16 protein-coding genes and 4 pseudogenes are annotated in these 21,538 nt (G+C 63.7%); 9 read left to right on the forward strand and 11 right to left on the reverse strand.

Annotation, left to right across the window (positions count from 1 at the left end; all coding sequences use genetic code 11):
- Nucleotides 1-155: 155 nt before the first annotated feature.
- The 5 genes from CEQ44_RS05195 (at nucleotide 156) to CEQ44_RS05215 (ending at nucleotide 6,645) form a co-directional block, all read left to right on the forward strand.
- Nucleotides 156-2,312, forward strand: a complete 2,157-nt coding sequence (locus tag CEQ44_RS05195; protein ID WP_254913934.1) for a TonB-dependent receptor — start codon at nucleotides 156-158, stop codon at nucleotides 2,310-2,312.
- A 4-nt stretch (nucleotides 2,313-2,316) separates the two neighbouring features.
- The gene (locus tag CEQ44_RS05200) at nucleotides 2,317-3,717 is read left to right on the forward strand and encodes an FAD-binding oxidoreductase (RefSeq protein WP_088182503.1); all 1,401 of its coding nucleotides are present in this window, start codon (nucleotides 2,317-2,319) and stop codon (nucleotides 3,715-3,717) included.
- Between the two features lie 113 nt (nucleotides 3,718-3,830).
- A complete protein-coding gene (locus CEQ44_RS05205) occupies nucleotides 3,831-5,123 on the forward strand; it encodes an MFS transporter (RefSeq protein WP_088182521.1) in 1,293 nt (430 codons plus the stop codon).
- A 56-nt stretch (nucleotides 5,124-5,179) separates the two neighbouring features.
- Nucleotides 5,180-5,947 (forward strand): AraC family transcriptional regulator, encoded by a 768-nt coding sequence (locus CEQ44_RS05210; protein WP_088182504.1) that lies wholly within the window; start codon nucleotides 5,180-5,182, stop codon nucleotides 5,945-5,947.
- Nucleotides 5,944-6,645, forward strand: coding sequence for a FadR/GntR family transcriptional regulator (locus tag CEQ44_RS05215; protein ID WP_088182505.1), 702 nt, complete (start codon nucleotides 5,944-5,946; stop codon nucleotides 6,643-6,645). Before CEQ44_RS05210 ends, CEQ44_RS05215 begins: the two co-directional genes overlap by 4 nt.
- 15 nt (nucleotides 6,646-6,660) lie before the next feature.
- Here the strand turns inward: CEQ44_RS05215 and CEQ44_RS05220 are convergent, their stop codons facing one another.
- Nucleotides 6,661-7,746, reverse strand: coding sequence for a helix-turn-helix transcriptional regulator (locus CEQ44_RS05220; protein ID WP_088182506.1), 1,086 nt, complete (start codon nucleotides 7,744-7,746; stop codon nucleotides 6,661-6,663).
- Between the two features lie 84 nt (nucleotides 7,747-7,830).
- Here CEQ44_RS05220 and cysD point away from each other — a divergent pair, with 84 nt between their 5' ends.
- From cysD to CEQ44_RS05235, 3 genes are all read left to right on the forward strand, one after another.
- The gene (gene cysD, locus CEQ44_RS05225; protein WP_088182507.1) at nucleotides 7,831-8,742 is read left to right on the forward strand and encodes a sulfate adenylyltransferase subunit CysD; all 912 of its coding nucleotides are present in this window, start codon (nucleotides 7,831-7,833) and stop codon (nucleotides 8,740-8,742) included.
- A 121-nt stretch (nucleotides 8,743-8,863) separates the two neighbouring features.
- Nucleotides 8,864-10,777, forward strand: a complete 1,914-nt coding sequence (gene cysN, locus CEQ44_RS05230; protein WP_088182508.1) for a sulfate adenylyltransferase subunit CysN — start codon at nucleotides 8,864-8,866, stop codon at nucleotides 10,775-10,777.
- On the forward strand, nucleotides 10,774-11,526 hold the full coding sequence (locus tag CEQ44_RS05235) for a 3'(2'),5'-bisphosphate nucleotidase CysQ (protein WP_088182509.1): 753 nt from the start codon (nucleotides 10,774-10,776) through the stop codon (nucleotides 11,524-11,526). Before cysN ends, CEQ44_RS05235 begins: the two co-directional genes overlap by 4 nt.
- On the opposite strand, the gene CEQ44_RS05240 is transcribed toward CEQ44_RS05235, so the two are convergent.
- Both CEQ44_RS05240 and CEQ44_RS05245 read right to left on the reverse strand, forming a co-directional pair.
- On the reverse strand, nucleotides 11,523-12,170 hold the full coding sequence (locus CEQ44_RS05240) for an NAD(P)H-binding protein (RefSeq protein WP_088182510.1): 648 nt from the start codon (nucleotides 12,168-12,170) through the stop codon (nucleotides 11,523-11,525). The two genes, CEQ44_RS05235 and CEQ44_RS05240, sit on opposite strands and share 4 nt — an antisense overlap.
- Nucleotides 12,171-12,277: 107 nt before the next feature.
- On the reverse strand, nucleotides 12,278-13,777 hold the full coding sequence (locus CEQ44_RS05245; protein WP_088182511.1) for a CoA-acylating methylmalonate-semialdehyde dehydrogenase: 1,500 nt from the start codon (nucleotides 13,775-13,777) through the stop codon (nucleotides 12,278-12,280).
- A gap of 95 nt (nucleotides 13,778-13,872) precedes the next feature.
- Here CEQ44_RS05245 and CEQ44_RS05250 point away from each other — a divergent pair, with 95 nt between their 5' ends.
- The gene (locus tag CEQ44_RS05250; protein ID WP_088182512.1) at nucleotides 13,873-14,757 is read left to right on the forward strand and encodes a LysR family transcriptional regulator; all 885 of its coding nucleotides are present in this window, start codon (nucleotides 13,873-13,875) and stop codon (nucleotides 14,755-14,757) included.
- A 175-nt stretch (nucleotides 14,758-14,932) separates the two neighbouring features.
- Here the strand turns inward: CEQ44_RS05250 and CEQ44_RS05255 are convergent.
- The 8 genes and pseudogenes from CEQ44_RS05255 to CEQ44_RS05280 all read right to left on the reverse strand — a co-directional run.
- Nucleotides 14,933-16,350 (reverse strand): annotated as a pseudogene (locus tag CEQ44_RS05255) (ISNCY family transposase).
- A gap of 276 nt (nucleotides 16,351-16,626) precedes the next feature.
- On the reverse strand, nucleotides 16,627-17,256 hold the full coding sequence (locus CEQ44_RS24695) for a hypothetical protein (RefSeq protein WP_218821573.1): 630 nt from the start codon (nucleotides 17,254-17,256) through the stop codon (nucleotides 16,627-16,629).
- A complete protein-coding gene (locus CEQ44_RS24700; RefSeq protein ID WP_218821574.1) occupies nucleotides 17,253-18,041 on the reverse strand; it encodes an ISNCY family transposase in 789 nt (262 codons plus the stop codon). The genes CEQ44_RS24695 and CEQ44_RS24700 overlap by 4 nt, the downstream gene beginning before the upstream one ends.
- 194 nt (nucleotides 18,042-18,235) lie before the next feature.
- Nucleotides 18,236-19,544: pseudogene (locus CEQ44_RS05265) on the reverse strand (MFS transporter).
- Between the two features lie 67 nt (nucleotides 19,545-19,611).
- On the reverse strand, nucleotides 19,612-19,953 hold the full coding sequence (locus CEQ44_RS24885; protein ID WP_256960022.1) for a TIGR02281 family clan AA aspartic protease: 342 nt from the start codon (nucleotides 19,951-19,953) through the stop codon (nucleotides 19,612-19,614).
- Entirely contained in the window at nucleotides 19,910-20,167 is a 258-nt protein-coding gene (locus tag CEQ44_RS24890) for a hypothetical protein (RefSeq protein ID WP_256960023.1), read from the reverse strand. The genes CEQ44_RS24885 and CEQ44_RS24890 overlap by 44 nt, the downstream gene beginning before the upstream one ends.
- Nucleotides 20,167-20,956, reverse strand: a pseudogene (locus tag CEQ44_RS05275) (MBL fold metallo-hydrolase). Before CEQ44_RS05275 ends, CEQ44_RS24890 begins: the two are co-directional and overlap by 1 nt.
- Nucleotides 20,953-21,538, reverse strand: a pseudogene (locus CEQ44_RS05280) (TatD family hydrolase); the annotation flags it as partial. The pseudogenes CEQ44_RS05275 and CEQ44_RS05280, both read right to left, overlap by 4 nt.

Consider the following 21,538-nt stretch of genomic DNA (forward strand, 5'->3'; position numbering starts at 1 on the left):
AGCTTTTGCGCTATGCGCAATCCGATCGGCGAAGCGATCGACCCGGACGGCATAATGGTCTATCTCCCCAAACCTATCTGAAAGCTGTACCTATCAGATAGGCCCATGGGCGATCCGCAGGACATGATCCACCGGACGCCGGGAGGAGAGACAGGATGACGTTGAAGGCCCTCTTATCTGCCGGTGTCGCGATCGCCGCACCGCTTCCCCTCGCCGCGCAGGCGCAGCAGGCGCCTGTCGCCGACGCGGGATCATCCGACATCATCGTCACTGCGCGCAAGCGGCAGGAAACGCTGCTCGACGTGCCGGTCGCGGTGACGGCGATCAGCGGCGACACGCTCGCCCGGCGTAATATCAATTCGGTGCGCGAAGCCGCGGCCTTGTCGCCCGGCCTCAACATCTCCAGCGACGGCGCCGGCCGCGCGTTCGTCTCGATCCGCGGCGTCGGCGTCACCCTGGTCTCGTCGGTGCAACCGGGCGTCGGCCTGTTCGTCGATGGCATCTATCGCCCCAACACCGCCTATCTCAACAACCCGCTGCTCGATGTCGAGCGGATCGAGGTGCTGCGCGGACCACAGGGCACGCTCTATGGCAAGAATACACTGGGCGGCGCGATCAACGTCATTACTCGCCAGCCGGGCAATGATTTCGAGGCGCGCGGGTCGGCAAGCTATGCCGGGCCGGATAATAGCTGGCTGCTGTCCGGTTCGGTGTCCGCCCCGATCGTGCAGGACAAGCTGGCGATCCGTATCGGCGGGTCGCACCGCGAGCAGGACGGTTTCATCAACAATATAAATATCGGCGGCAAGGCGAACCGCTTCAACACCGACTCGCTCAGCACCACCATCCGCGCCACGCCCAGCGAAGAGCTGACCATCGTCGTGAACGGCTATTATGACTGGGTGAAGGGCGCCAACGTCCCCTATGCCCGCGTCACAGGGCCAACCGACTATTCGCGCAACAACCAGTTCGATACGCTGGGGACCACCCGCTACAAATATCGCGGCGTAAACGCCCGGATCGAAACGCCGATTGACGCGATCAACACTAAGGTGTCGCTGCTGGCCGCCTATGACGCGCGCGACACCAGCGCGCCCGACACCGACGGCGATTTCGGTCCCAGCGATGCGACCACGCCCGTCCCCGCCGTGCGGCAGAGCAGCAGCGACCGCCTGCGCACCAAGACGGTCGAACTGCGTTTCGACACCGAATATAGCGACCAGTTCTCCACCCTGGTTGGCCTGTTCTACAGCCGCGAGACGACGCGCGCGAACCAGCTGACCAATATTCAGCTGACCTTGCCGCTGCCGACCGGGCCGTTCCCGGTCGCGATCAACAACCGTGCCCAGAATGCGACCAAGGCGGATACCTATGCCGCCTTCGGCACCGCTTTCTGGAAACCCAATGCGGACTGGGAAGTCGCGCTGGGCTTGCGTTACGATCATGAGGATCGCTCGTCCGTCGGCTTCGTCAATGGCGGAACGCCGTCGCCGGTCGGCCTGAAATCCAACGAAGTCGAACCGCGCCTGTCGGTCACCCGCCACTGGAACCGCGAGTTGATGACCTATGCCTCGGTCGCGCGCGGCTATCGTGGCGGCGGCTTCAACGCCGTGACCGCGCCGGTGCGCGTCTATAAGGGCGATTCCGCCTGGACCTATGAAATCGGCACCAAATATGCCTCGGCCGATCGCCGCGTGACGCTGTCTGGCGAAATATTCTATAATGATTATAAGGATTATATCGGTCTCAACTCTATCGCTCCGGCCTCCACCGGCGGCCTTGTGACCGTCGATCTCAACAGCGGGGACGTGGAAAGCTATGGCGCCGAGGTCGAATTTTCCTTCAAGCCGGTGGAGCAATGGACGCTGTCGGGCGGCCTGACCTATATGCACGCCCGCCTGACCGACAGTTCGCCTTATACCGCCATCACCGGCCGGATGCTGTCGAGCGACCGGCTGACGTTCCAGCCCGACTGGATGCTCAGTCTGTCGAGCGACTATGTCGTGCCGCTGGGCGATGAGAACAGCCTGACCTTCAACGCAGGCCTCACCGGCAAGGGCAAGCGGCTGGCCGGCACGCTCAACGAGACGACGCCGACATTCCTGAAATCCTATATTTTGGCCAACGGGTCGATCACTTATCGCAGCGGCAGCATCGAACTGGCGCTGTTCGGCACCAACCTGTTCAACAAGAAATATTTCGACGCCTATATCGAAAAAACGACGCTCATCCTCGCTGGTCTGCCCGCATCGGACCTGGGCATCATCGGCGACAGACGCCGCTATGGCGTGCGCGCCAGCTTTCGATTCTGATCCGATGAGCGCGCTCACCTTTCCACCCCGCAAAGCCCTGCCGGACGGCTTCCTCGACCAGCTTGCCGCCGCCTTTGGCGACAATTTGGCGCTGGGCGAAGCGGTGCGCAGCCAGCATGGTCAGAGCGAGACGCATTTCGCGCCCGTCTTGCCGGACGCGGTCGTCTTCGCCCGTTCGACGCAAGATGTCGTGACGCTGGTCAATCTATGCGTCGCTGCCGATGTGCCGATCATCCCCTTTGGTGCGGGCACCTCGATCGAGGGCAACACCCTGCCGGTACGGGGCGGGGTGACGGTCGATCTTAGTCGGATGGACGCCATCTTGGCAGTGAATGTCGAGGATTTCGACTGCACCGTGCAGGCGGGCGTGCGGCGCGAACAGTTGAACGAGCATCTGCGCGATCAGGGCCTGTTCTTCCCGATCGATCCGGGCGCCAATGCGACGCTGGGCGGCATGGCGTCGACCCGCGCGTCGGGCACCAACGCGGTGCGTTACGGCACGATGCGCGAGGCGATCCTGTCGCTGCGCATCGTGACGCCCGACGGCCGCGACATCCGCACCGCCCGGCGCGCGCGCAAGTCGGCCGCGGGCTATGACCTCACCCGGTTGATGATCGGCAGCGAAGGCACGCTGGGCATCATCACGGAGGTGACTCTGCGCCTCCACGCCATTCCCGAAGCCATATCCTCGGCCGTATGCAGTTTCGACAGCCTGGAAGGGGCGGTCGATACGGTGGTGCAGTCGATCCAGATCGGGGTGCCGCTGGCGCGGGTCGAGATATTGGACGATGCGCAGATGCGCGCGGTCAATCGCTGGTCGAAGCTGGACTATCCCGAACAGACCACGCTCTTCTTCGAATTTCACGGCTCCCCAACCTATGTCGAGGAACAGGTGCGCACGGTGGAGGCAATCGCCGGGATGAACGGCGGCGGGCAATTCAGCTGGTCGAACCTGCCGGAGGAACGCTCCAAATTATGGAAGGCCCGGCATGAGGCCTATTATGCCGCGGTCAACCAGCGCCCCGGCGCGATCGGTTGGGCGACGGACGTGTGCGTGCCGATCAGTCGCTTGGCCGAATGCATCACCCAGACCAAGGCCGACTTGGCGACGACCAGCGTGCCGGGCACGATATTGGGCCATGTCGGCGACGGCAATTTCCACGTTATCTTCTCCATCGACCCAGGCGCGCCGGAGGAGATGGCGGAGGTGGAGGCGCTCAACCAGCGACTGGTCGACCGGGCGCTGGCGATGGACGGCACCTGCACCGGCGAACATGGCATCGGCATCGGCAAGCAGCATTGCCTGGTCGAGGAACTGGGCGAGGCGGTCGACCTGATGCGCGTCATCAAGCGCGCGATCGACCCGAAGAACCTGTTCAATCCGGGCAAGATCTTCACGCTCTGACATCACGCCGTTTAGCCGGGGGGCTAAACTGTCCGGTCGCGTCGACTCCCCTTGGCGCGGCCGGGCATCATGACTGGCACATGGCGTGCCATGCCGCAGAAAGGATCGCCCCGATGACCGCCACCCCCGCTCACACCCCATCTTTCCTGCACCAGTTGCCGCCGCTGCTGATCCTGGCGCTGGCGATGGGGGCAGGCTTCACCATGATGGGGTCGTTCAGCATGGTGCAGGAAGGCGCGAAGGCGGAAATGGGCCTGAGCGATTTCCAATTGTCGCTGGTCCAGGGCGTCGCCGCCGCCGTGCCATTGCTGCTGTTTTCCATACCCATTGGGTTATTGGTTGACCGAACCAACCGTTTGCGCCTGTTCATCGGGCTGGCGATGATCTGGACGCTGGGTACTTTCCTTACCGCAACGGCGCAAAGCGTGCCCACGCTGTTCGTGGCCCGCATGTTCGCCGGGATCGGGACCACCGGCGCGCTCACCGCGGCGCTGTCACTGTGCGCCGATCTGTGTCCGCCGCACCAGCGGGGCAGGGCGCTGCTGGTCGTGACCCTGGGCAAGGCGCTGGGGCAGGCCGGGGCGTTCGCGCTGGCGGGCTGGCTGCTCAGCCTGTTCCTGCGCCAGAGGGCAGGCGGGGGATCGCTGGCGGATGTCGCCCCCTGGCGCGCGGTGCATTTCGCCTTGGCCGCGTTGAGTGCAGCGCTCGTCCTGCCCCTATTGCTGCTGCGCGAACCGACGAGGCGAGAGGTAGCGGCAGGCATTCATGCGCCCTGGCGCGTGGTTCTGGGCGAACTCTGGTCGCGCCGCGCCTTTCTTGGTCCGCTGTTCATCGGGCAGGTCAGCGTGGTGATGGCCGACGCAGCCGCCGCGATCTGGGCATCCCCCGTCCTGTCGCGCAGCTACGGCCTGTCGCCGCCCGATTTTGCCGGTTGGATGGGCATCCTCATCTTCCTGACCGGGGTCGCGGGATCGGTGCTGGGCGGAGTCGCGGCCGATATCGGGCAGAAGAGCGGGCGGCAAGGCGGCCTGCTGATCGGTGCGGTCATCGCCGCGGCGCTGGGTATCCCGGCCGCGCTCTTCCCGATCATGCCCGGCGTCCCGTCCTTCGCCGTGGCGCTGGGCGCGCTGATGTTGTGCGGCACCGTCACCGGCCTCATCACCTCCGTCGCGCTCACGGTGATGCTGCCCAACGAGTTGCGCGGCCTGTGCATCGGCGCCTTCATCGCCATAGCCGGGCTGATCGGCTTCGGCGTAGCACCGACATTGGTGACCGCGATCAGTGGCCTTCTCGGCGGCGAAGCGCATCTGGGCGAGGGCCTCGCCACCGTCGGCGTATCGGTCAGCATCCTGTCCGTCGGCGCCTTCTGGCTGGCCATGCGTCGCGCGCCTGCCAGACCTATCTGATAGCTATTGCCAAAAGCTGTCAGATAGGTAAGGATAGGGCTAAGGAGACGATGCCCATGGACCGAATCAGTGTGTCGCCGGAGATGATTGCGCTGGTCGGGCCGGGCATCGCTACGCCCGCCAATGATATGGGACTTTCCGCCGCTTTGCTGTTCGGCTTCGGCGCAGTGGGGCAGGCAGCGTCGGTGCGACTGATCGAGCAACCCACGCTCGCCGACCTGAACGACGATCCCGGCAGCCGCCTCATCCTGCTGGTCGCGCCCGAAGCCTGCGCGCGGGTAGCGGACGGCGTGGTGCCGCTCACGCCGGGCGTCGCTTATTATCTGCCCGCGCCGCTGCGTGCGATCGCGATCGCCATCCGCGACTGTCGGCTGCACGACGCGGCGGCAGCGCCCTATCGGCTGGCCAAGAGCATCGAGCTGTTTTGCGAGCTTCTGCGCACCGGGCGCGAAGACGGGTTCGTGCCGATCGGGCAGGATGCGCTGCTGTCGCGTGCCGACAGCGAAAGGCTGCTGACGGCGCGGCGCATGATCGAAGATCGCTGGGCGGAGAAGCTGACGCTGGACGGCATCGCCCGCGCCTGCGGCCTCAATCGCGCCAAGCTCACTCGCGGCTTTCGCGATATGTTCGGCAGTTCGGTCGCCGACGCGATCACGGCGCAGCGGCTCGACCGGGCAGGGGAGATGCTGGTCGCGACCGAACTACCGGTGTCCTCGATCGGCTATCGCTGCGGCTATCTCAACAATGCCAGCTTCACCCGCGCCTTCGCCCGTCATTTCGGCGTCGCGCCAACGCTCTATCGCGCCGAAAGGCTGGCGGCATGACGAGCCGGGCGATCGACGATGGCGGCTCGTTGGTCGAACGCGCGATCCAGGCGGTGCGCGATCATATCCGCGCTCATAGCTTGCGGGTCGGTGACACGCTGCCCGGCGAAGGCGCCTTCGCCACCAGCCTGGGCGTCAGCCGGGCTGTGATGCGCGAGGCGTTCGGCGCGCTCGCCGCCTTACACCTGATAGACGTCGGCAATGGCCGTCGCGCGCGGGTGGGGGCGATCGACGGAGCGGTTATGGGGGCCTCGCTCGACCATGCGGTATCGACCGAGCAGGTCAGCGTCGCCGATGTGTGGGACGTGCGGCGCACGCTGGAGTTGCGGATCGTCGCGCTTGCAGCGCAACGCCGCACCGACGCGCAGGCGGCTGAGATTTTGGCCATTGCTCAGGCGATGGCGAAGGATTGCGACGACATGGTCCAGGTGACCCGGCTCGACATCGCGCTACACAATGCGATCGCCGAGGCGGCGTCGAACCTGCTCTTTGCGCAGATCATGCGGTCCTTCGCGCCGCTGATGGAAACCGCGGTGCCCCGCGCCTGGGAAACGCGCCGGACCGATGAACAGCGCCAGCAGATCATCGCCTGCCATCTCGACCTGGCCCAGGCGATCGCGGACCGTGACGCTGTCGCCGCCGCTGCGGCGATCGACCGGCATTTCGACAGTTCGATCGGGCAGATGCTGGCGACATGAGACTGGCTTGCCGCGTCAGGCGATCGCCAGCACGCTGCTCAGGATGATGCGCACCAGTTCGGCCTGGCCGCGCGCGCCCATCTTGGCGTAGATTTTCTTGGAATAGTTGCGCGCCGTTTCGACCGTCAGATGGAGATTGGCCGCGGCTTGCGCGATCGGGATACCTTGGCCCATTTCCCAGGCAAGCCGGGCTTCGCTGGGCAATAATCCGAACAGATCGACCAGCTGCTCGCACCGGTCCGCCTGCGACGATCGGTCGCCGCTCAGATAGACGATCGCCACTGGCGTCCCGCCCGCCGCCACCGACTGTCCGCGGAACGGCGCGACCAGCATGTCCATCCACGGATCGCGGCTCAGATTGATCGCGCGCGGCCGCGCCTCCGCATCCTGCGCGAACGCCTTGACCAGCGCCGTCAGCTCACGGTCCAGCCCTGGCGATGTCGGGGTCAATCGGTCATAGCGCCCACGCCGCAGGATGGTGTTGCGCTGGAATAGCTGTTCCACATGGGGCGTCATGTCCAGGATGCGGCATTGGGCGTCCAGCGTCAGCCAGCCGAAATTCAGCCGGCCAAAGGCTTCGGACGTCAGGGTCGATCGCAACTTCTCCCGCTCCAGCGCCACGAAGCCGCGCAACGCCGTGCGCAGATGTGGAGCAAGCGCGGTCAGCAACGCCGTCGCCGAAGAGGATATGCGCACGCCTGCGAGGCTCAGCCAGGCATCCACCCCGCTGCTCTCCGTCACCCGCACCGATCGTATGTCCTCGACGCCCATGCCATGCAGGAAGTCGCTCCGATAGGATTGCAGCGCGGCATTGTCCGGCGGGATCAGCTCGGCGAGCGCATAGACCCGCCCCTCCCGCATGTTGCGATAGGGCAGGGGATCGTGACCATATTTCTCGGCGAACAACCGGTTCAGATGTGGCGGCGCCGCAGGGCCGGCATAGAGTTCGACGATATTCTTCTCGTCGACCGGGCGAAAGGCCAGGCTGACGTAGCGGACCTGCGTCCGGCTCCGCAGCCGTTCGAGAAAATCATGCCAGAGCGGCTGCTGGAACATGCCTTCGCTCAGGCTGACCAGCAGGCCGGAATCATCCAATCGCATGACGCGATCCTACACCCTCCCATTTGGGAGGTCCAATATTAGTTGCTTGCTGCCAAAGCTACGCGCAACAAGATTGCGAGGACCATGGTGGACGTAAAGACCCTGACTCATCTGGAGCGGCTGGAAGCTGAAAGCATCCACATCCTGCGGGAAGTGGTGGCCGAGGCGGAAAAGCCGGTGATGCTCTATTCCGTCGGCAAGGACAGCGCGGTGATGCTGCATCTGGCGCGCAAGGCCTTCTATCCTTCGCCGCCGCCCTTCCCCTTGCTGCATGTCGATACGACCTGGAAATTCCAGGAAATGTACAAGCTGCGCGACCGGATGGCGCAGGAAAGCGGCATGGAATTGCTGGTCTATCAGAACCAGGAAGCCAAGGACCGGGGCATCAACCCGTTCGACCATGGCGCGCTGCACACCGATATGTGGAAGACGGAGGGGTTGAAGCAGGCGCTTAATCTTTACGGCTTCGACGCGGCCTTTGGCGGTGCGCGGCGCGACGAGGAAAAAAGCCGGGCGAAGGAGCGCATCTTCTCCTTCCGCACTGCCAGCCACGGTTGGGACCCCAAGAATCAGCGGCCCGAACTATGGAACCTCTACAATGCCCGCAAGAATAAGGGCGAAAGCATCCGCATCTTCCCGATCAGCAACTGGACCGAGCTGGATATCTGGCAATATATCCACCTGAACGATGTGCCGATCGTGCCGCTCTATTTCGCGGACGAACGCCCGACGGTGGAGCGCGACGGCATGTTGCTGATGGTCGATGACGACCGCTTCCCCCTGATGCCGGGCGAAACGCCGGTGATGCGATCGATCCGTTTCCGCACGCTGGGCTGCTATCCGCTGACCGGCGCGGTCGAAAGCACGGCCAAGACGCTGCCGGAGGTGATCCAGGAAACGCTGCTGACAACCACGTCCGAACGGCAGGGCCGCGCGATCGACAAGGATGCCGGCGGCGCGGGCATGGAGAAGAAGAAGCAGGAAGGCTACTTCTGAACCCGCGCGCTCCCACCGTTCGCCCTGAGCCTGTCGAAGGGCTCGGCCGACCGAAGGGAGGCACTTCGCTTCGCTCAGTGGAGGGCTTCGACAAGCTCAGCCCGAACGGGGAATTTAGATTATGACTGACGTTTCCACAGACCCCATCTACAAGACCGACGCCCTCATCGCCGAAGATATCGATCAATATCTCAAGGTTCACGAGCATAAGACGATGCTGCGCTTTATCACCTGCGGGTCGGTGGACGATGGCAAATCGACGCTGATCGGCCGACTGCTCTATGACAGCAAGATGATCTTCGAGGATCAGTTGGCCGCGCTGGAGGCGGACAGCAAGAAGGTCGGCACGCATGGGCAGGAGATCGATTTCGCCCTGCTGGTCGATGGCCTGGCCGCGGAGCGGGAGCAGGGCATCACGATCGACGTCGCCTATCGTTTCTTCGGCACCGAAAAGCGCAAGTTCATCGTGGCCGACACGCCCGGCCACGAACAATATACCCGCAACATGGTGACCGGCGCGTCGACCGCGGACCTGGCCGTCATCCTGATCGACGCGCGCAAGGGCATCCTGACGCAAACCCGCCGCCACAGCTATCTCGCCCACCTCATCGGCATCCGCAACATCGTGCTGGCCGTCAACAAGATGGACCTGGTCGGTTATGATCAGGCGGTGTTCGACAGTATCGTTAGCGATTATGCCGCGTTCGCTCGTTCGATCGGCATTACCGCCTTCACGCCGATGCCGATTTCCGGCTTTAAGGGCGACAATATCACCGGTCCCAGTGCCAATACGCCCTGGTACACCGGCCCGGCGCTGATCGAGCATTTGGAAACGGTCGAGGTGAACAGCGCGGCCGATGCGGACAAGCCGTTCCGCATGGCGGTCCAGTGGGTCAACCGCCCCAATCTCGATTTCCGCGGCTTTTCCGGCCAGATCGCAACCGGATCGGTGCGGCCCGGCGACGCCATTCGCGTGCTGCCATCGGGCAAGACCAGCGCCATCACGCGTATCGTAACCCTTAATGGCGACCTGGACGAAGCCGTCGCCGGTCAGTCGGTCACGCTCTGCTTCGCCGATGAGGTCGATTGTTCGCGCGGCGACGTGATCGCGGCGTCCGACAATCCACCCCAGGTCGCGGACCAGTTTGAAGTGACGATCGTGTGGATGGCGGACGAGGAAATGCTGCCGGGCCGCTCCTACTGGCTCAAGATCGGCACCCAGACGGTGACGGCGACGGTGCAGCAGCCGAAATATCAGGTCAACGTCAACACGATGGAGCAGCTGGCGGCCAAGACGCTGGAGCTGAACGCCATCGGCGTCGCCAATCTGTCGACGGACAAGCAGATCGTGTTTGAACCCTATGCCGACAACCGGACGCTGGGCGGTTTCATCCTGATCGACAAGATCACCAACGCCACCGTGGCCGCCGGGATGCTGCATTTCAGCCTGCGCCGCGCCCAGAATGTCCATTGGCAGGCGACCGACGTCAGCCGCGATTTCCATGCGGGGCTGAAGAATCAGAAGCCGGCCGTCCTCTGGTTCACAGGGTTGTCGGGGGCAGGCAAATCGACCATCGCCAATCTGGTCGAAAAGAAACTGGCGCGCATGAACCGTCACACCTTCCTGCTGGACGGCGACAATGTCCGCCATGGCCTGAACAAGGATCTTGGCTTCACCGACGCCGACCGGGTGGAAAATATCCGCCGCGTGGGCGAAGTGGCGAAGCTGATGACCGATGCGGGCCTGATCGTCATCACCGCCTTCATCTCCCCCTTCCGCGCCGAACGCGACATGGTGCGGCAGATGATGCAGCCGGGCGAGTTCATCGAAGTGCATATCGACTCTACGCTCGCCGATGCCGAGGCGCGCGACGTCAAGGGCCTCTACAAGAAGGCGCGAGCGGGCCAGCTGAAGAATTTCACCGGCATCGACAGTCCCTATGAAGCGCCCGAAGACCCGGAGATTCGGATCGACACGGCGGAGATGACGGCGGAGGAGGCGGCCGAGGCGATCGTCGCCAGGCTGATCCCATGAGCCTGGACCTGTCCGACGCGAAGCTGGCTGCCTATCTCGCCGAGATCGCCGGCCGACTGCTGCTCGACGTGCGCGCCTCCGGCCTGTTCAGCCCCAAGGCGCTGGGTAAGGCGGGGGACCAGACCGCCAACCAGTTCCTATGCCACGCCCTGCGCGAACAGCGCCCGGACGACGGGCTGTTGTCGGAGGAGGAAAAGGATAACGCCGATCGCCTGGCCAAAAGCCGGGTATGGATCGTCGATCCGGTCGATGGCACGCGCGAATATGGCGAGGAGCGGGCCGACTGGGCGGTGCATGTTGGGCTGGCGATCGATGGCCGCCCCGCCATCGGCGCGGTCGGGTTGCCGGGCATGGACGGCGTAGGGGGCGGGCGTGGCCTCGTCCTGCGGTCCGACCAGCCCATCCCGTTACCCTCCGCACCCGACCGGCTGCGCATGGTCGTCAGCCGCACCCGCCCGGCGGCCGAAGCGATCGAAGTCGCCGCGCATCTCGGCGCGGAACTGGTGCCGATGGGTTCGGCGGGGGCCAAGGCGATGGCGATCATCCTGGGCCAGGCCGACATCTACCTGCATTCGGGCGGCCAATATGAATGGGACAGCATGGCCCCGGTCGCCGTCGCGCTGGCCCACGGCCTCCATTGCTCGCGAATCGACGGATCGCCGCTCGTCTATAACCAGGCCGATGTCTATCTGCCCGACCTGCTCATCTGTCGGCCCGAACATGCCGACATGGTGCTCAAGCTGATCTAGAGCACGGCGGCGCGTGCGATATCTGCCGCCGTTATGACATGCGTGCCTGGCTGCCCGTCCAGCGCCGCCGCGACCAACAGCTGCGCCACCGTCGCGGCCGGGCTGATCCTGGCGCTGGCCGGCAGGATCGGGCCGGCGATCCTCAGCAACCGGCCCATGATCCGTTCCATCGGCCGATGCTCCGTCCGATCGCCGCCCAACAGCCCCGGCCGCAGGATCGTCAGCGATGGAAAGGCGAGCTGGCGTACCGCCGCTTCGACCTCGCCCTTGGTCCGCGGATAGAGAAAGGGCGAGTGGCTGTCCGCCCCCATGGAGGAGGTCAGCGCAAAGCGACGCGCGCCGCTGCGCCGCACCTGCGCGGCGATCGCCAGGACATAATCATGATCGACCGCACGGAACGCCTCCGCCGATCCGGCCTTTTTGCGCGTCGTACCCAGCGCGCAAATCGCGGCATCGACTGTCCACCATGGCGCGTCGCGGGGCAGGGTGCGGCTGTCCACCAGCGGATTGAGCAATTTGGGATGGGGCGCGAGTGGCCGCCGCGTCGGCGCGACGACCTGCGTCACGCGATCATCGTCCAGTAGTCGCGCCAGCGCCGCGCCACCGACCAGGCCGGTAGCGCCTGCAAGGAGGATATGGGTCATCCGCCCGGCGTAACGCGGTTTCTGCTGGACGGGAAGCGGGGAGAGGGGAGAGGGGAGAGGGGAGAGGGGACGGGCGATGGCCGCAGCGATCGCCCGCCCAGAAGCGCTTACTTCATCGTCGGAATGACGAAGCTCTGGTCCACCACCGCGCCGCCGGTCGGCCAGCGCTGCGTGATCTTCTTGGTGCGGGTGTAGAAGCGCACGCCATCCTCGCCATATTGGTCGAGATCGCCGAAGCCCGAACGCTTCCAGCCGCCAAAGCTGTGATAGGCGACCGGCACCGGGATCGGCACGTTGATGCCGACCATGCCGACTTCGACCTCCGCGGCGAACTTGCGGGCATAATCGCCATTGCGGGTGAAGATCGCGACGCCATTGCCATATTGATGTTTGCTCGGATAGCTTAGCGCCTCCTCGAACGTCTCGGCGCGCAGGATCTGGAGCACCGGGCCGAAGATTTCGTCCTGATAGCTTTTCATCTGCGGCGTGACCCGGTCGATCAGCGTGGGGGCAAGGTAGAAACCGTCCTCATAGCCCTGCAACTGGAAGCCGCGGCCATCGACCACAATTTCAGCGCCCTCATCGGCCGCCATCTGGATGTAGGATTCGACCCGCGCCTTGTGCTGGCCGGTGACGAGCGGACCATATTGCGCATCGGGATCGGTCGGGATGCCGGGGCGCAGCGTCTCGATCGCGGCGATCAGCTTGGTGCGGAAGATTTCCGCCGTCGCCTCGCCCACCGGGGTCACGACCGGCAACGCCATGCAGCGTTCGCCCGCCGAACCATAGGCCGCGCCCACGATATCGGCGACCGCCTGGTCCATGTCCGCGTCGGGCAGGATGATGCCGTGATTCTTCGCGCCGCCCATGCATTGCGCCCGTTTGCCGTTCGCGGCGGCGCGCTGATAGACATAATTGGCGATGTCGGACGATCCGACGAAGCTGACCGCCTTGATATCGGGATGGTCGAGAATGGCGTCGACCATTTCCTTGTCGCCATGGACGACGTTCAGGATGCCGGCGGGCAGGCCCGCTTCCAGCGCCAGTTCCGCCAGGCGGACCGGCACGGACGGATCGCGCTCCGACGGCTTGAGGATGAAGGCGTTCCCGCACGCGATCGCCATCGCGCTCATCCACAGCGGGATCATGGCCGGGAAGTTGAACGGAGTGATGCCCGACACGATGCCCAGCGGCTGGCGCATCGAATAGACGTCGATGCCGGGGCCGGCGCCCTGGGTATAATCGCCTTTCAGCAGGTGCGGGATGCCGCAGGCGAATTCCACGACTTCCAGCCCACGCTGGATGTCGCCTCTTGAGTCGGCCAGCACCTTGCCATGTTCGGACGACAGCATCCGCGCCAATTCGTCCATATTGGCTTCGATCAGTTCCTTGAATTTGAACATCACGCGGGCGCGGCGTTGTGGGTTGGTCCCGGCCCAGTCGGGCTGGGCCGACAGCGCGGAATCGATCGCCTTCTGGAGCAGGTCGGCATTGCCTAGTTCGACCTGCGCCTGGACCGCGCCGGTGGACGGATCGAGAATGTCGGATAGGCGCGCGCCGGACAGAGACGCGGACGTGCCATGGATGAAATGGGTGACGGTGGTCATATTAGATCCTCTCCTGATCGGAACGCGCTTTTCATAGACTAGGCAGCTTGGCAGGGATATGCATATAACGACACATTGGTTGTGCAGTTATGCCTATGCTGAATTCCGACGATCTCCGCCTATTCCTGGCCGTCATGCGCGAAGGCAACATGCTAGCGGCGTCGCGCCGTGTCGGTGTCGACCATAGCACTGTTGCGCGGCGGATCACCAGCTTGGAAGCGACACTGGGCGCGCGCCTGTTCGATCGTTCCCCGCGCGGCGTCACGCCGACCCAGGCCGCCTTCGCGCTCGTGGGTCATGCCGAACGGATCGAGAGCGAATTGCTGGCGGCGGTCGGCAGCGTGTCCGGCCGGGACAGCGAAGTCGAAGGGACGGTGCGCCTGGCAACGCCCGAAGCCTGCGCCAGCTATCTGGTTGCGCCCCATGTCGCCGCTTTGCGCGCCCGGCATCCGCGGCTGACGCTGGAACTGGCGTCCGAAAGCCGGGTGGCCAGCCTGTCCAAGCGTGAAGCCGACATTGCGGTGATGCTGAAACCACCGCCCAAGGGGCGGCTGGTGACCCGCAAGCTGGTGGACTATCGCCTGGGTCTCTACGCGTCGCGCGACTATCTGGCCAGCCATGGCGAACCGGTGGTGCGCGCCGACCTCAACCGTCATGCCTTCATATCCTATATCGAGGAACTGGCCGGATTCCCCGAAATGATCGCGCTGGACCAGATCTTGCCCGGCGCGCCGATCGGCTTCCGGTCCAGTTCCAGCGCGGCGCAACATGCCGCGGTCGTGGCAGGCATGGGCATTGGCGTGCTCCACATCTTTGCCGCGGGTGAGGATGAACGACTGGTACGGATATTGCCGCAGGAGATCGAAGTATGGCGTAGCTACTGGTTGGTGATGCACGCCGATTTGCAACGGCTGACTCGGATCAGGGCCACGGTCGATTTCATGGACGAGGTGATACGGACGATGCGAGACCGGCTGTAGCGGATGGCATATGTTACTGCTGATTAGAGAAGACACTATCTCCGCTAGATAGAAATGACACCATTTATAGCAGCAGGGTCGGCGCGGAGCCATCGGCCTAGCGCAGCGCAGACCCTGCTGATACGCTGACCTTGGGGTGGTGAACCATGGACCCGCTGCTCTGCAGTGGGCCCGCTCATGTCTTCTGAACGAACCTGAGCGTGCCGCGTTCGCGCAACTCTGCATCGCTCAGCCTGGGACCGCGCTTGAGCTTCGAACCACCCAGTTTGCGGCGATCGATCTTCGTGGGTGGTTCTGGCTCGGGGAACATATGCATGGGCTGGTCACGGCGGGCAGGGGCGTCGTTGTTGCGCTTGCGGTGATGGGGCATGATCGCCTGCATCTGCTTTGCCAGCAGCAACGCCGCGTCCAGATGCTTGTTCTCGACAATGGCAGGCTGGTTCACCTGCCGCATCTTGTCGAACTGGCGATAGGGCAGGACATGGCCCTCATGCTCGATCTCCAGTCGGCCGTCGGGATATTCACAGACCGTCACCCGCTTGCGCGCCAGATTCAGGCTCACATCGTTCGGCTCCAGAATGAACATCGCCTTGTTGTAATGCAGCGTCAGCGCCGCCGTCACGGTCCGCTGCTCCCGCCAGACCATGATCGCGCGCAGATCGTCATGCGGGGCGAGGGGGCGGTGCAGATCGCGGACATCGAAGGCGGGTCGGGCGAACCGCTCGTTGTGCCTGACCATATAGCTGTCGAGAAAGGCGTTGGCGTCCATGATCGACGAGATGCCTTCCAGGCGCATCGCTTTCACCAGACGATCCTGCAAGGTGGCATTGGCCCGTTCGACCCGGCCCTTGGCCTGCGGCGAGTTGGCGCAGATGATCTCGATGTTCAGAGCATCCAGCGCGCGGCCAAAATGCGTCATGCCGTCGCCACGAGCGGCGCTGGCCCGCGCGTTCCGGAAAACGCTGTGCTTATCGGAATAAAAGGCCACCGGCTTGCCGTGTTGCTCGATGTACGCCCGGGTCGCCTCCATATAGGCGAAGGTGCTCTCGCTCTCGACCATCCTGAGGTGCATCAACTCGCTGGTCGCGTCGTCGATATACACCAGCAGGGTGCATTGCGGCCCGCGATCTTCGAACCAGCAATGTTTTGAGCCGTCGATCTGGATCAGCTCGCCTCGGCAATCCCGGCGATAGCGAGGCTGATACGGGCGAGGGCGACGGGCCTGACAATCCTTCCAAAGACCGGCGTCCATCATCAACTTGCGCAGTGTCTCGCAGCCGATCCTGATGCCATGGCGCTCAGCCAGATACTCACGCGCCAATGTCGGTCCGAAATCCGCATAATGCTCCCGGACCAGCGCAACGACCTTTTCGCGGAAGGCATCGCTGTGCCGGCGTTACCCGGGCGGCCGCGCTTGCGGGACATGAGGCCGGCGGCACCATCTTCGCGGAGCCGGCCCAGCAGCCGGAATATCTGCCGGCGCTTCAGTCCAAGCAGCGTCGCCGCATCCTCAATCCGAAGTTCGCCGCGCTCAACGCGCATCAGTGTATCAAATCTCGATAGCTCGCCTTGGCTCATCGCCAGCACCGTCATAGTCTGATCCTCCCGTGGGAAGACCATGAACACCGCGTTCGCCGCCAAGGCCAAAGAGTGTCATCTCTATCTAGCGGAGGGGTGTCATTTCTAAATGGCACCTACACGACTATGTTACTGCTGATTAGAGAAGACACTATCTCCGCTAGATAGAAATGACACCATTTATAGCAGCAGGGTCGGCGCGGAGCCATCGGCCTAGCGCAGCGCAGACCCTGCTGATACGCTGACCTTGGGGTGGTGAACCATGGACCCGCTGCTCTGCAGTGGGCCCGCTCATGTCTTCTGAACGAACCTGAGCGTGCCGCGTTCGCGCAACTCTGCATCGCTCAGCCTGGGACCGCGCTTGAGCTTCGAACCACCCAGTTTGCGGCGATCGATCTTCGTGGGTGGTTCTGGCTCGGGGAACATATGCATGGGCTGGTCACGGCGGGCAGGGGCGTCGTTGTTGCGCTTGCGGTGATGGGGCATGATCGCCTGCATCTGCTTTGCCAGCAGCAACGCCGCGTCCAGATGCTTGTTCTCGACAATGGCAGGCTGGTTCACCTGCCGCATCTTGTCGAACTGGCGATAGGGCAGGACATGGCCCTCATGCTCGATCTCCAGTCGGCCGTCGGGATATTCACAGACCGTCACCCGCTTGCGCGCCAGATTCAGGCTCACATCGTTCGGCTCCAGAATGAACATCGCCTTGTTGTAATGCAGCGTCAGCGCCGCCGTCACGGTCCGCTGCTCCCGCCAGACCATGATCGCGCGCAGATCGTCATGCGGGGCGAGGGGGCGGTGCAGATCGCGGACATCGAAGGCGGGTCGGGCGAACCGCTCGTTGTGCCTGACCATATAGCTGTCGAGAAAGGCGTTGGCGTCCATGATCGACGAGATGCCTTCCAGGCGCATCGCTTTCACCAGACGATCCTGCAAGGTGGCATTGGCCCGTTCGACCCGGCCTTGGCCTGCGGCGAGTTGGCGCAGATGATCTCGATGTTCAGAGCATCCAGCGCGCGGCCAAAATGCGTCATGCCGTCGCCACGAGCGGCGCTGGCCCGCGCGTTCCGGAAAACGCTGTGCTTATCGGAATAAAAGGCCACCGGCTTGCCGTGTTGCTCGATGTACGCCCGGGTCGCCTCCATATAGGCGAAGGTGCTCTCGCTCTCGACCATCCTGAGGTGCATCAACTCGCTGGTCGCGTCGTCGATATACACCAGCAGGGTGCATTGCGGCCCGCGATCTTCGAACCAGCAATGTTTTGAGCCGTCGATCTGGATCAGCTCGCCTCGGCAATCCCGGCGATAGCGAGGCTGATACGGGCGAGGGCGACGGGCCTGACAATCCTTCCAAAGACCGGCGTCCATCATCAACTTGCGCAGTGTCTCGCAGCCGATCCTGATGCCATGGCGCTCAGCCAGATACTCACGCGCCAATGTCGGTCCGAAATCCGCATAATGCTCCCGGACCAGCGCAACGACCTTTTCGCGGAAGGCATCGCTGTGCCGGCGGTTACCCGGCGGCGCGCTTGCGGGACATGAGGCCGGCGGCACCATCTTCGCGGAGCCGGCCAGCAGCCGGAATATCTGCCGGCGCTTCAGTCCAAGCAGCGTCGCCGCATCCTCAATCCGAAGTTCGCCGCGCTCAACGCGCATCAGTGTATCAAATCTCGATAGCTCGCCTTGGCTCATCGCCAGCACCGTCATAGTCTGATCCTCCCGTGGGAAGACCATGAACACCGCGTTCGCCGCCAAGGCCAAAGAGTGTCATCTCTATCTAGCGGAGGGGTGTCATTTCTAAATGGCACCTACACGACTAAATGTCCGATAATATATCTTATGTTAAATACATATCGTCTCACGAATTGCGTATAGCTGTCCAACTCGCTGTCGCACGCAGCTCAATCCTCCTGGATCATGCTGTGCTTGGCGGTGTCGCGCATCCGCACATAGACGATCAGCGATATGGCGATCATCACCGTGACATAGATGTAGAATGCCTGCTCCATGCCCGCCTGTTTGAACCACAGCGCCACGAATTCCGCCGTCCCGCCGAACAAAGTATTGGCCAACGCATAAGGCAGCGCCACGCCTAGCGCGCGGATATGCGTGGGAAACAGCTCCGCCTTCACGACTGCGTTGATCGACGTATAGCCGGTGACGATCACCAGGCCCGCCATCACCAGCAGCCCCGCGATCAGCGGGTCTTTCGTCACCGCCAAGGTCGCGAAGATCGGATAGGTGCAGATCACCCCCATGACGCCAAAGCCGATCATCAGCGGCTTGCGCCCGATCCGGTCCGAAAGCGCGCCCGCGGCCGGCTGCAACAGCATGAAGACAAACAGCGTCGCCGCATTGATCTGCGACGCGACTTCACGGCTGAGGCCACTGGTGTTGACCAGGAATTTCTGCATGTAGATGCTGTAGGCATAGAAAGCGATCGTCCCGCCCGCGGTCAGCAGCATCACCGTCAGCGTCTCGCGCGGATGATTGGTCATCAGCTCCATGAAGCCGGACTTGGGCGCGCCCGCCGCTTTGGCCACGCTAAAGCTCTGCGTCTCGGCCAGCCCGCGCCGCAGCCAGAACACCACGATCGCCAGCAGTCCGCCGATAAAGAACGGAATGCGCCATCCCCAGGCGTCAAGCTGCGCTTCGGTCAGCGTCGCCTGCAACAGCAACAGCACGCAGATCGCGACCAGCTGCCCGGCGATCAGCGTCACATATTGGAAGCTGGAAAAGAAGCCGCGGCGGTTCTTGCCGGCCATTTCAGACAGATAAGTCGCACTCGCCCCATATTCGCCGCCGATCGACAACCCCTGCATCAACCGCGCCAGCACCAGCAGCGCCGGGGCGGCGACCCCGATCGTCTCATAGCCCGGTGTCACCGCGATCAGCAGCGACCCCGCGCACATCAGCGCGACCGACAGGGTCAGGCCACTTTTGCGCCCATGGCGATCGGCATAGACGCCCATCAGCCAGGCGCCGATCGGCCGCATCAGGAAACCACGGCGAAGACGCCCGCAGTGCTCAGCAACTGGGCGGTACGATCGCCGCCCGGAAAGAAATGCGGCGCGAAATAGAGGGTGAAGGCCGCATAGGCATACCAGTCATACCATTCGACCAGATTGCGGTGGACCCGCCGATAATGGCCTTGAGCCGCTGCGCCTGCGTCGGCGCACGCACCTCGGTCGAAGCGGTCTGGTCGGTCATGGCGTCAGCACCATCGCGCCATCCTGCACGCCCCAGCTTTTCAGGCGCGACAACATGTTCATGCCGATCACATTGACCTCCCCGAAGGCGGGCGACACGACCACAGGTAGGTCGCTCGCCGAAATGGGACGATGGCCAGCGTAGCGATGCTTGACCGCTTGGCCGTGACCTTGCCGTTGGCGGTGGTCATAATGACCCCCGGTTCGCCGACATCATAGTTGAGGCCCGCGGCCCGCGCCGTATTTTCGGACAGCGCCGTGACGGTTGCGCCGCTGTCGATCAGGAACCGGGCCGACGTACCGTTGATCGTCGCCTCGACCCAATAATGGCCGTCCGGCGCGACCGGGATGCGCAGCGCCTGCCCTTCAGTCCGGCCTTGGGCAGTGCCGACGGCGCTTCGTCGGGCCAACGACCGTCCCCTCCTCCGCCCACCGTCCGGTCAGATAGCCTTGGCTCTGCGCGCATTTGAACAGCCCTAGCAACCCGGCGAAGATCGCGACCCACAGCAATGCCATGCGCAGCACGCTGCCCCAGGCCATCTGCCGTCCGACTAAAGCGGACCCGACAAGGACGAGCGCTAGCACGTACCAGAGGGTCGATGCCGCCTGATCCGTGCCGTCCATCAGGCCCCCTGCTCTTTCGCGTCCAGTTCCACCACCATGCCGTCATAGCCCGGTTCGACGCCTTGGGGAGCGTGCGACACAATGTCGCATAATCCATGCTCTGATCCATATGGGTCAGGATCGCCCGCCCCGGTCCCGTCGCCGCGATGCCGTCCAGTGTCAGCGCCAGATGCGGATGGGTCGGATGCGGTTTCTCCCGCAGCGCATCGACCACCCAAACGTCCAGCCCATCGTACAGCGTCAGCATGTCCGGCGTCAGTATATGAAAATCGGTGGCATAGCCGATCGAGCGGCACCATGGCTGAACCGAAAGCCGGTGGAGTAGATGTCGCCATGGGGCTGGTCGACGCAGGCGATGTCGATGTCGCCGATCCGCAGCCCGTCAGGCAGGACATGGCCGTCGATCGTCGGGTGATAGCCGTTGCGCCCTTCAAAGGCATAGCCGAAGCGCTCTTTCAACAGCTTGAGCGTCTGCGCCCGCGCATAGCCAGGAACCGGCGTGCGGCGATGATGGAAAAGTTGGCGGACATCGTCGATGCCATGGCTGTGATCGGCATGGTCATGCGTCCACAGGATCGCATCGATTTGGATCACATCGGCGGCCAGCAACTGCGCGCGCATGTCGGGCGATGTATCGACCAGGATGCGCGTTGTCGGGCTTTCCACCAGGATGGACACGCGCGTCCGCCGGTTTTTCGGCTCGGCGGGATCGCATGTCCCCCAATCATTGCCGATCCGCGGCACGCCGGACGATGTGCCGCTGCCCAGGACGGTCAGCTTCAGGCTCATGCGACCTTGCTGAACAAAGCGCGGAAATTGGCGGACGTCGCCGCCGCCAGTTCTTCAACGCTTTCACCGCGCAGATGGGCCAGGAATTGGCCGTGTCCGCGACGAAGGCGGGCTCGCACGGCCGCCCCGATGCGGCACCGGCGCCAGGAAGGGCGAGTCCGTCTCAACCAGCAGCCGGTCCAGCGGCAACCGCGCCGCCGTTGCCTGCAAATCCTTCGCGCTTTTGAATGTCACGATGCCTGAAATGCTGATGTAGAAACCCAGCTCTATCGCTGCGTCAGCAAAGGCGCCGCTGGCGGTGAAACAGTGAATGACGCCGGAGTAGGCCCCCTTCCCCATCTCGTCGCGCATGATGGCCAGCGTATCTTCTTCCGCATCGCGGGTATGGACGATCAGCGGCAGGCCGGTGTCGCGCGCCGCGACGATGTGCGATCGGAAGCTCTTCTGCTGCCGATCGCGGTCGCTATGGTCGTAATAATAATCCAGCCCCGTCTCGCCGATGCCGACCACGCGGGATGCGCCGCACGCTCCACCAGCTTGGCGGTATCGATATGGGGATGCTCGTCCGCTTCATGCGGATGG

Origin of the sequence: Sphingobium sp. Z007 (genome assembly GCF_900013425.1) — a bacterium.
Classification (GTDB): Bacteria; Pseudomonadota; Alphaproteobacteria; order Sphingomonadales; family Sphingomonadaceae; genus Sphingobium.

Coding starts and splice junctions, on each gene's coding strand:
- CEQ44_RS05195 (WP_254913934.1), top strand. CDS start 156: ATGACGTTGAAGGCCCTCTTATCTGCCGGTGTCGCGATCGCCGCACCG.
- CEQ44_RS05210 (WP_088182504.1), top strand. CDS start 5,180: ATGGACCGAATCAGTGTGTCGCCGGAGATGATTGCGCTGGTCGGGCCG.
- CEQ44_RS05245 (WP_088182511.1), bottom strand. CDS start 13,777: ATGACCACCGTCACCCATTTCATCCATGGCACGTCCGCGTCTCTGTCC.
- CEQ44_RS24890 (WP_256960023.1), bottom strand. CDS start 20,167: ATGGACGGCACGGATCAGGCGGCATCGACCCTCTGGTACGTGCTAGCG.
- cysD (WP_088182507.1), top strand. CDS start 7,831: ATGGTGGACGTAAAGACCCTGACTCATCTGGAGCGGCTGGAAGCTGAA.
- CEQ44_RS24700 (WP_218821574.1), bottom strand. CDS start 18,041: ATGACGGTGCTGGCGATGAGCCAAGGCGAGCTATCGAGATTTGATACA.
- CEQ44_RS05250 (WP_088182512.1), top strand. CDS start 13,873: ATGCTGAATTCCGACGATCTCCGCCTATTCCTGGCCGTCATGCGCGAA.
- CEQ44_RS05205 (WP_088182521.1), top strand. CDS start 3,831: ATGACCGCCACCCCCGCTCACACCCCATCTTTCCTGCACCAGTTGCCG.
- CEQ44_RS05200 (WP_088182503.1), top strand. CDS start 2,317: ATGAGCGCGCTCACCTTTCCACCCCGCAAAGCCCTGCCGGACGGCTTC.
- CEQ44_RS05235 (WP_088182509.1), top strand. CDS start 10,774: ATGAGCCTGGACCTGTCCGACGCGAAGCTGGCTGCCTATCTCGCCGAG.
- cysN (WP_088182508.1), top strand. CDS start 8,864: ATGACTGACGTTTCCACAGACCCCATCTACAAGACCGACGCCCTCATC.
- CEQ44_RS05215 (WP_088182505.1), top strand. CDS start 5,944: ATGACGAGCCGGGCGATCGACGATGGCGGCTCGTTGGTCGAACGCGCG.
- CEQ44_RS05220 (WP_088182506.1), bottom strand. CDS start 7,746: ATGCGATTGGATGATTCCGGCCTGCTGGTCAGCCTGAGCGAAGGCATG.
- CEQ44_RS05240 (WP_088182510.1), bottom strand. CDS start 12,170: ATGACCCATATCCTCCTTGCAGGCGCTACCGGCCTGGTCGGTGGCGCG.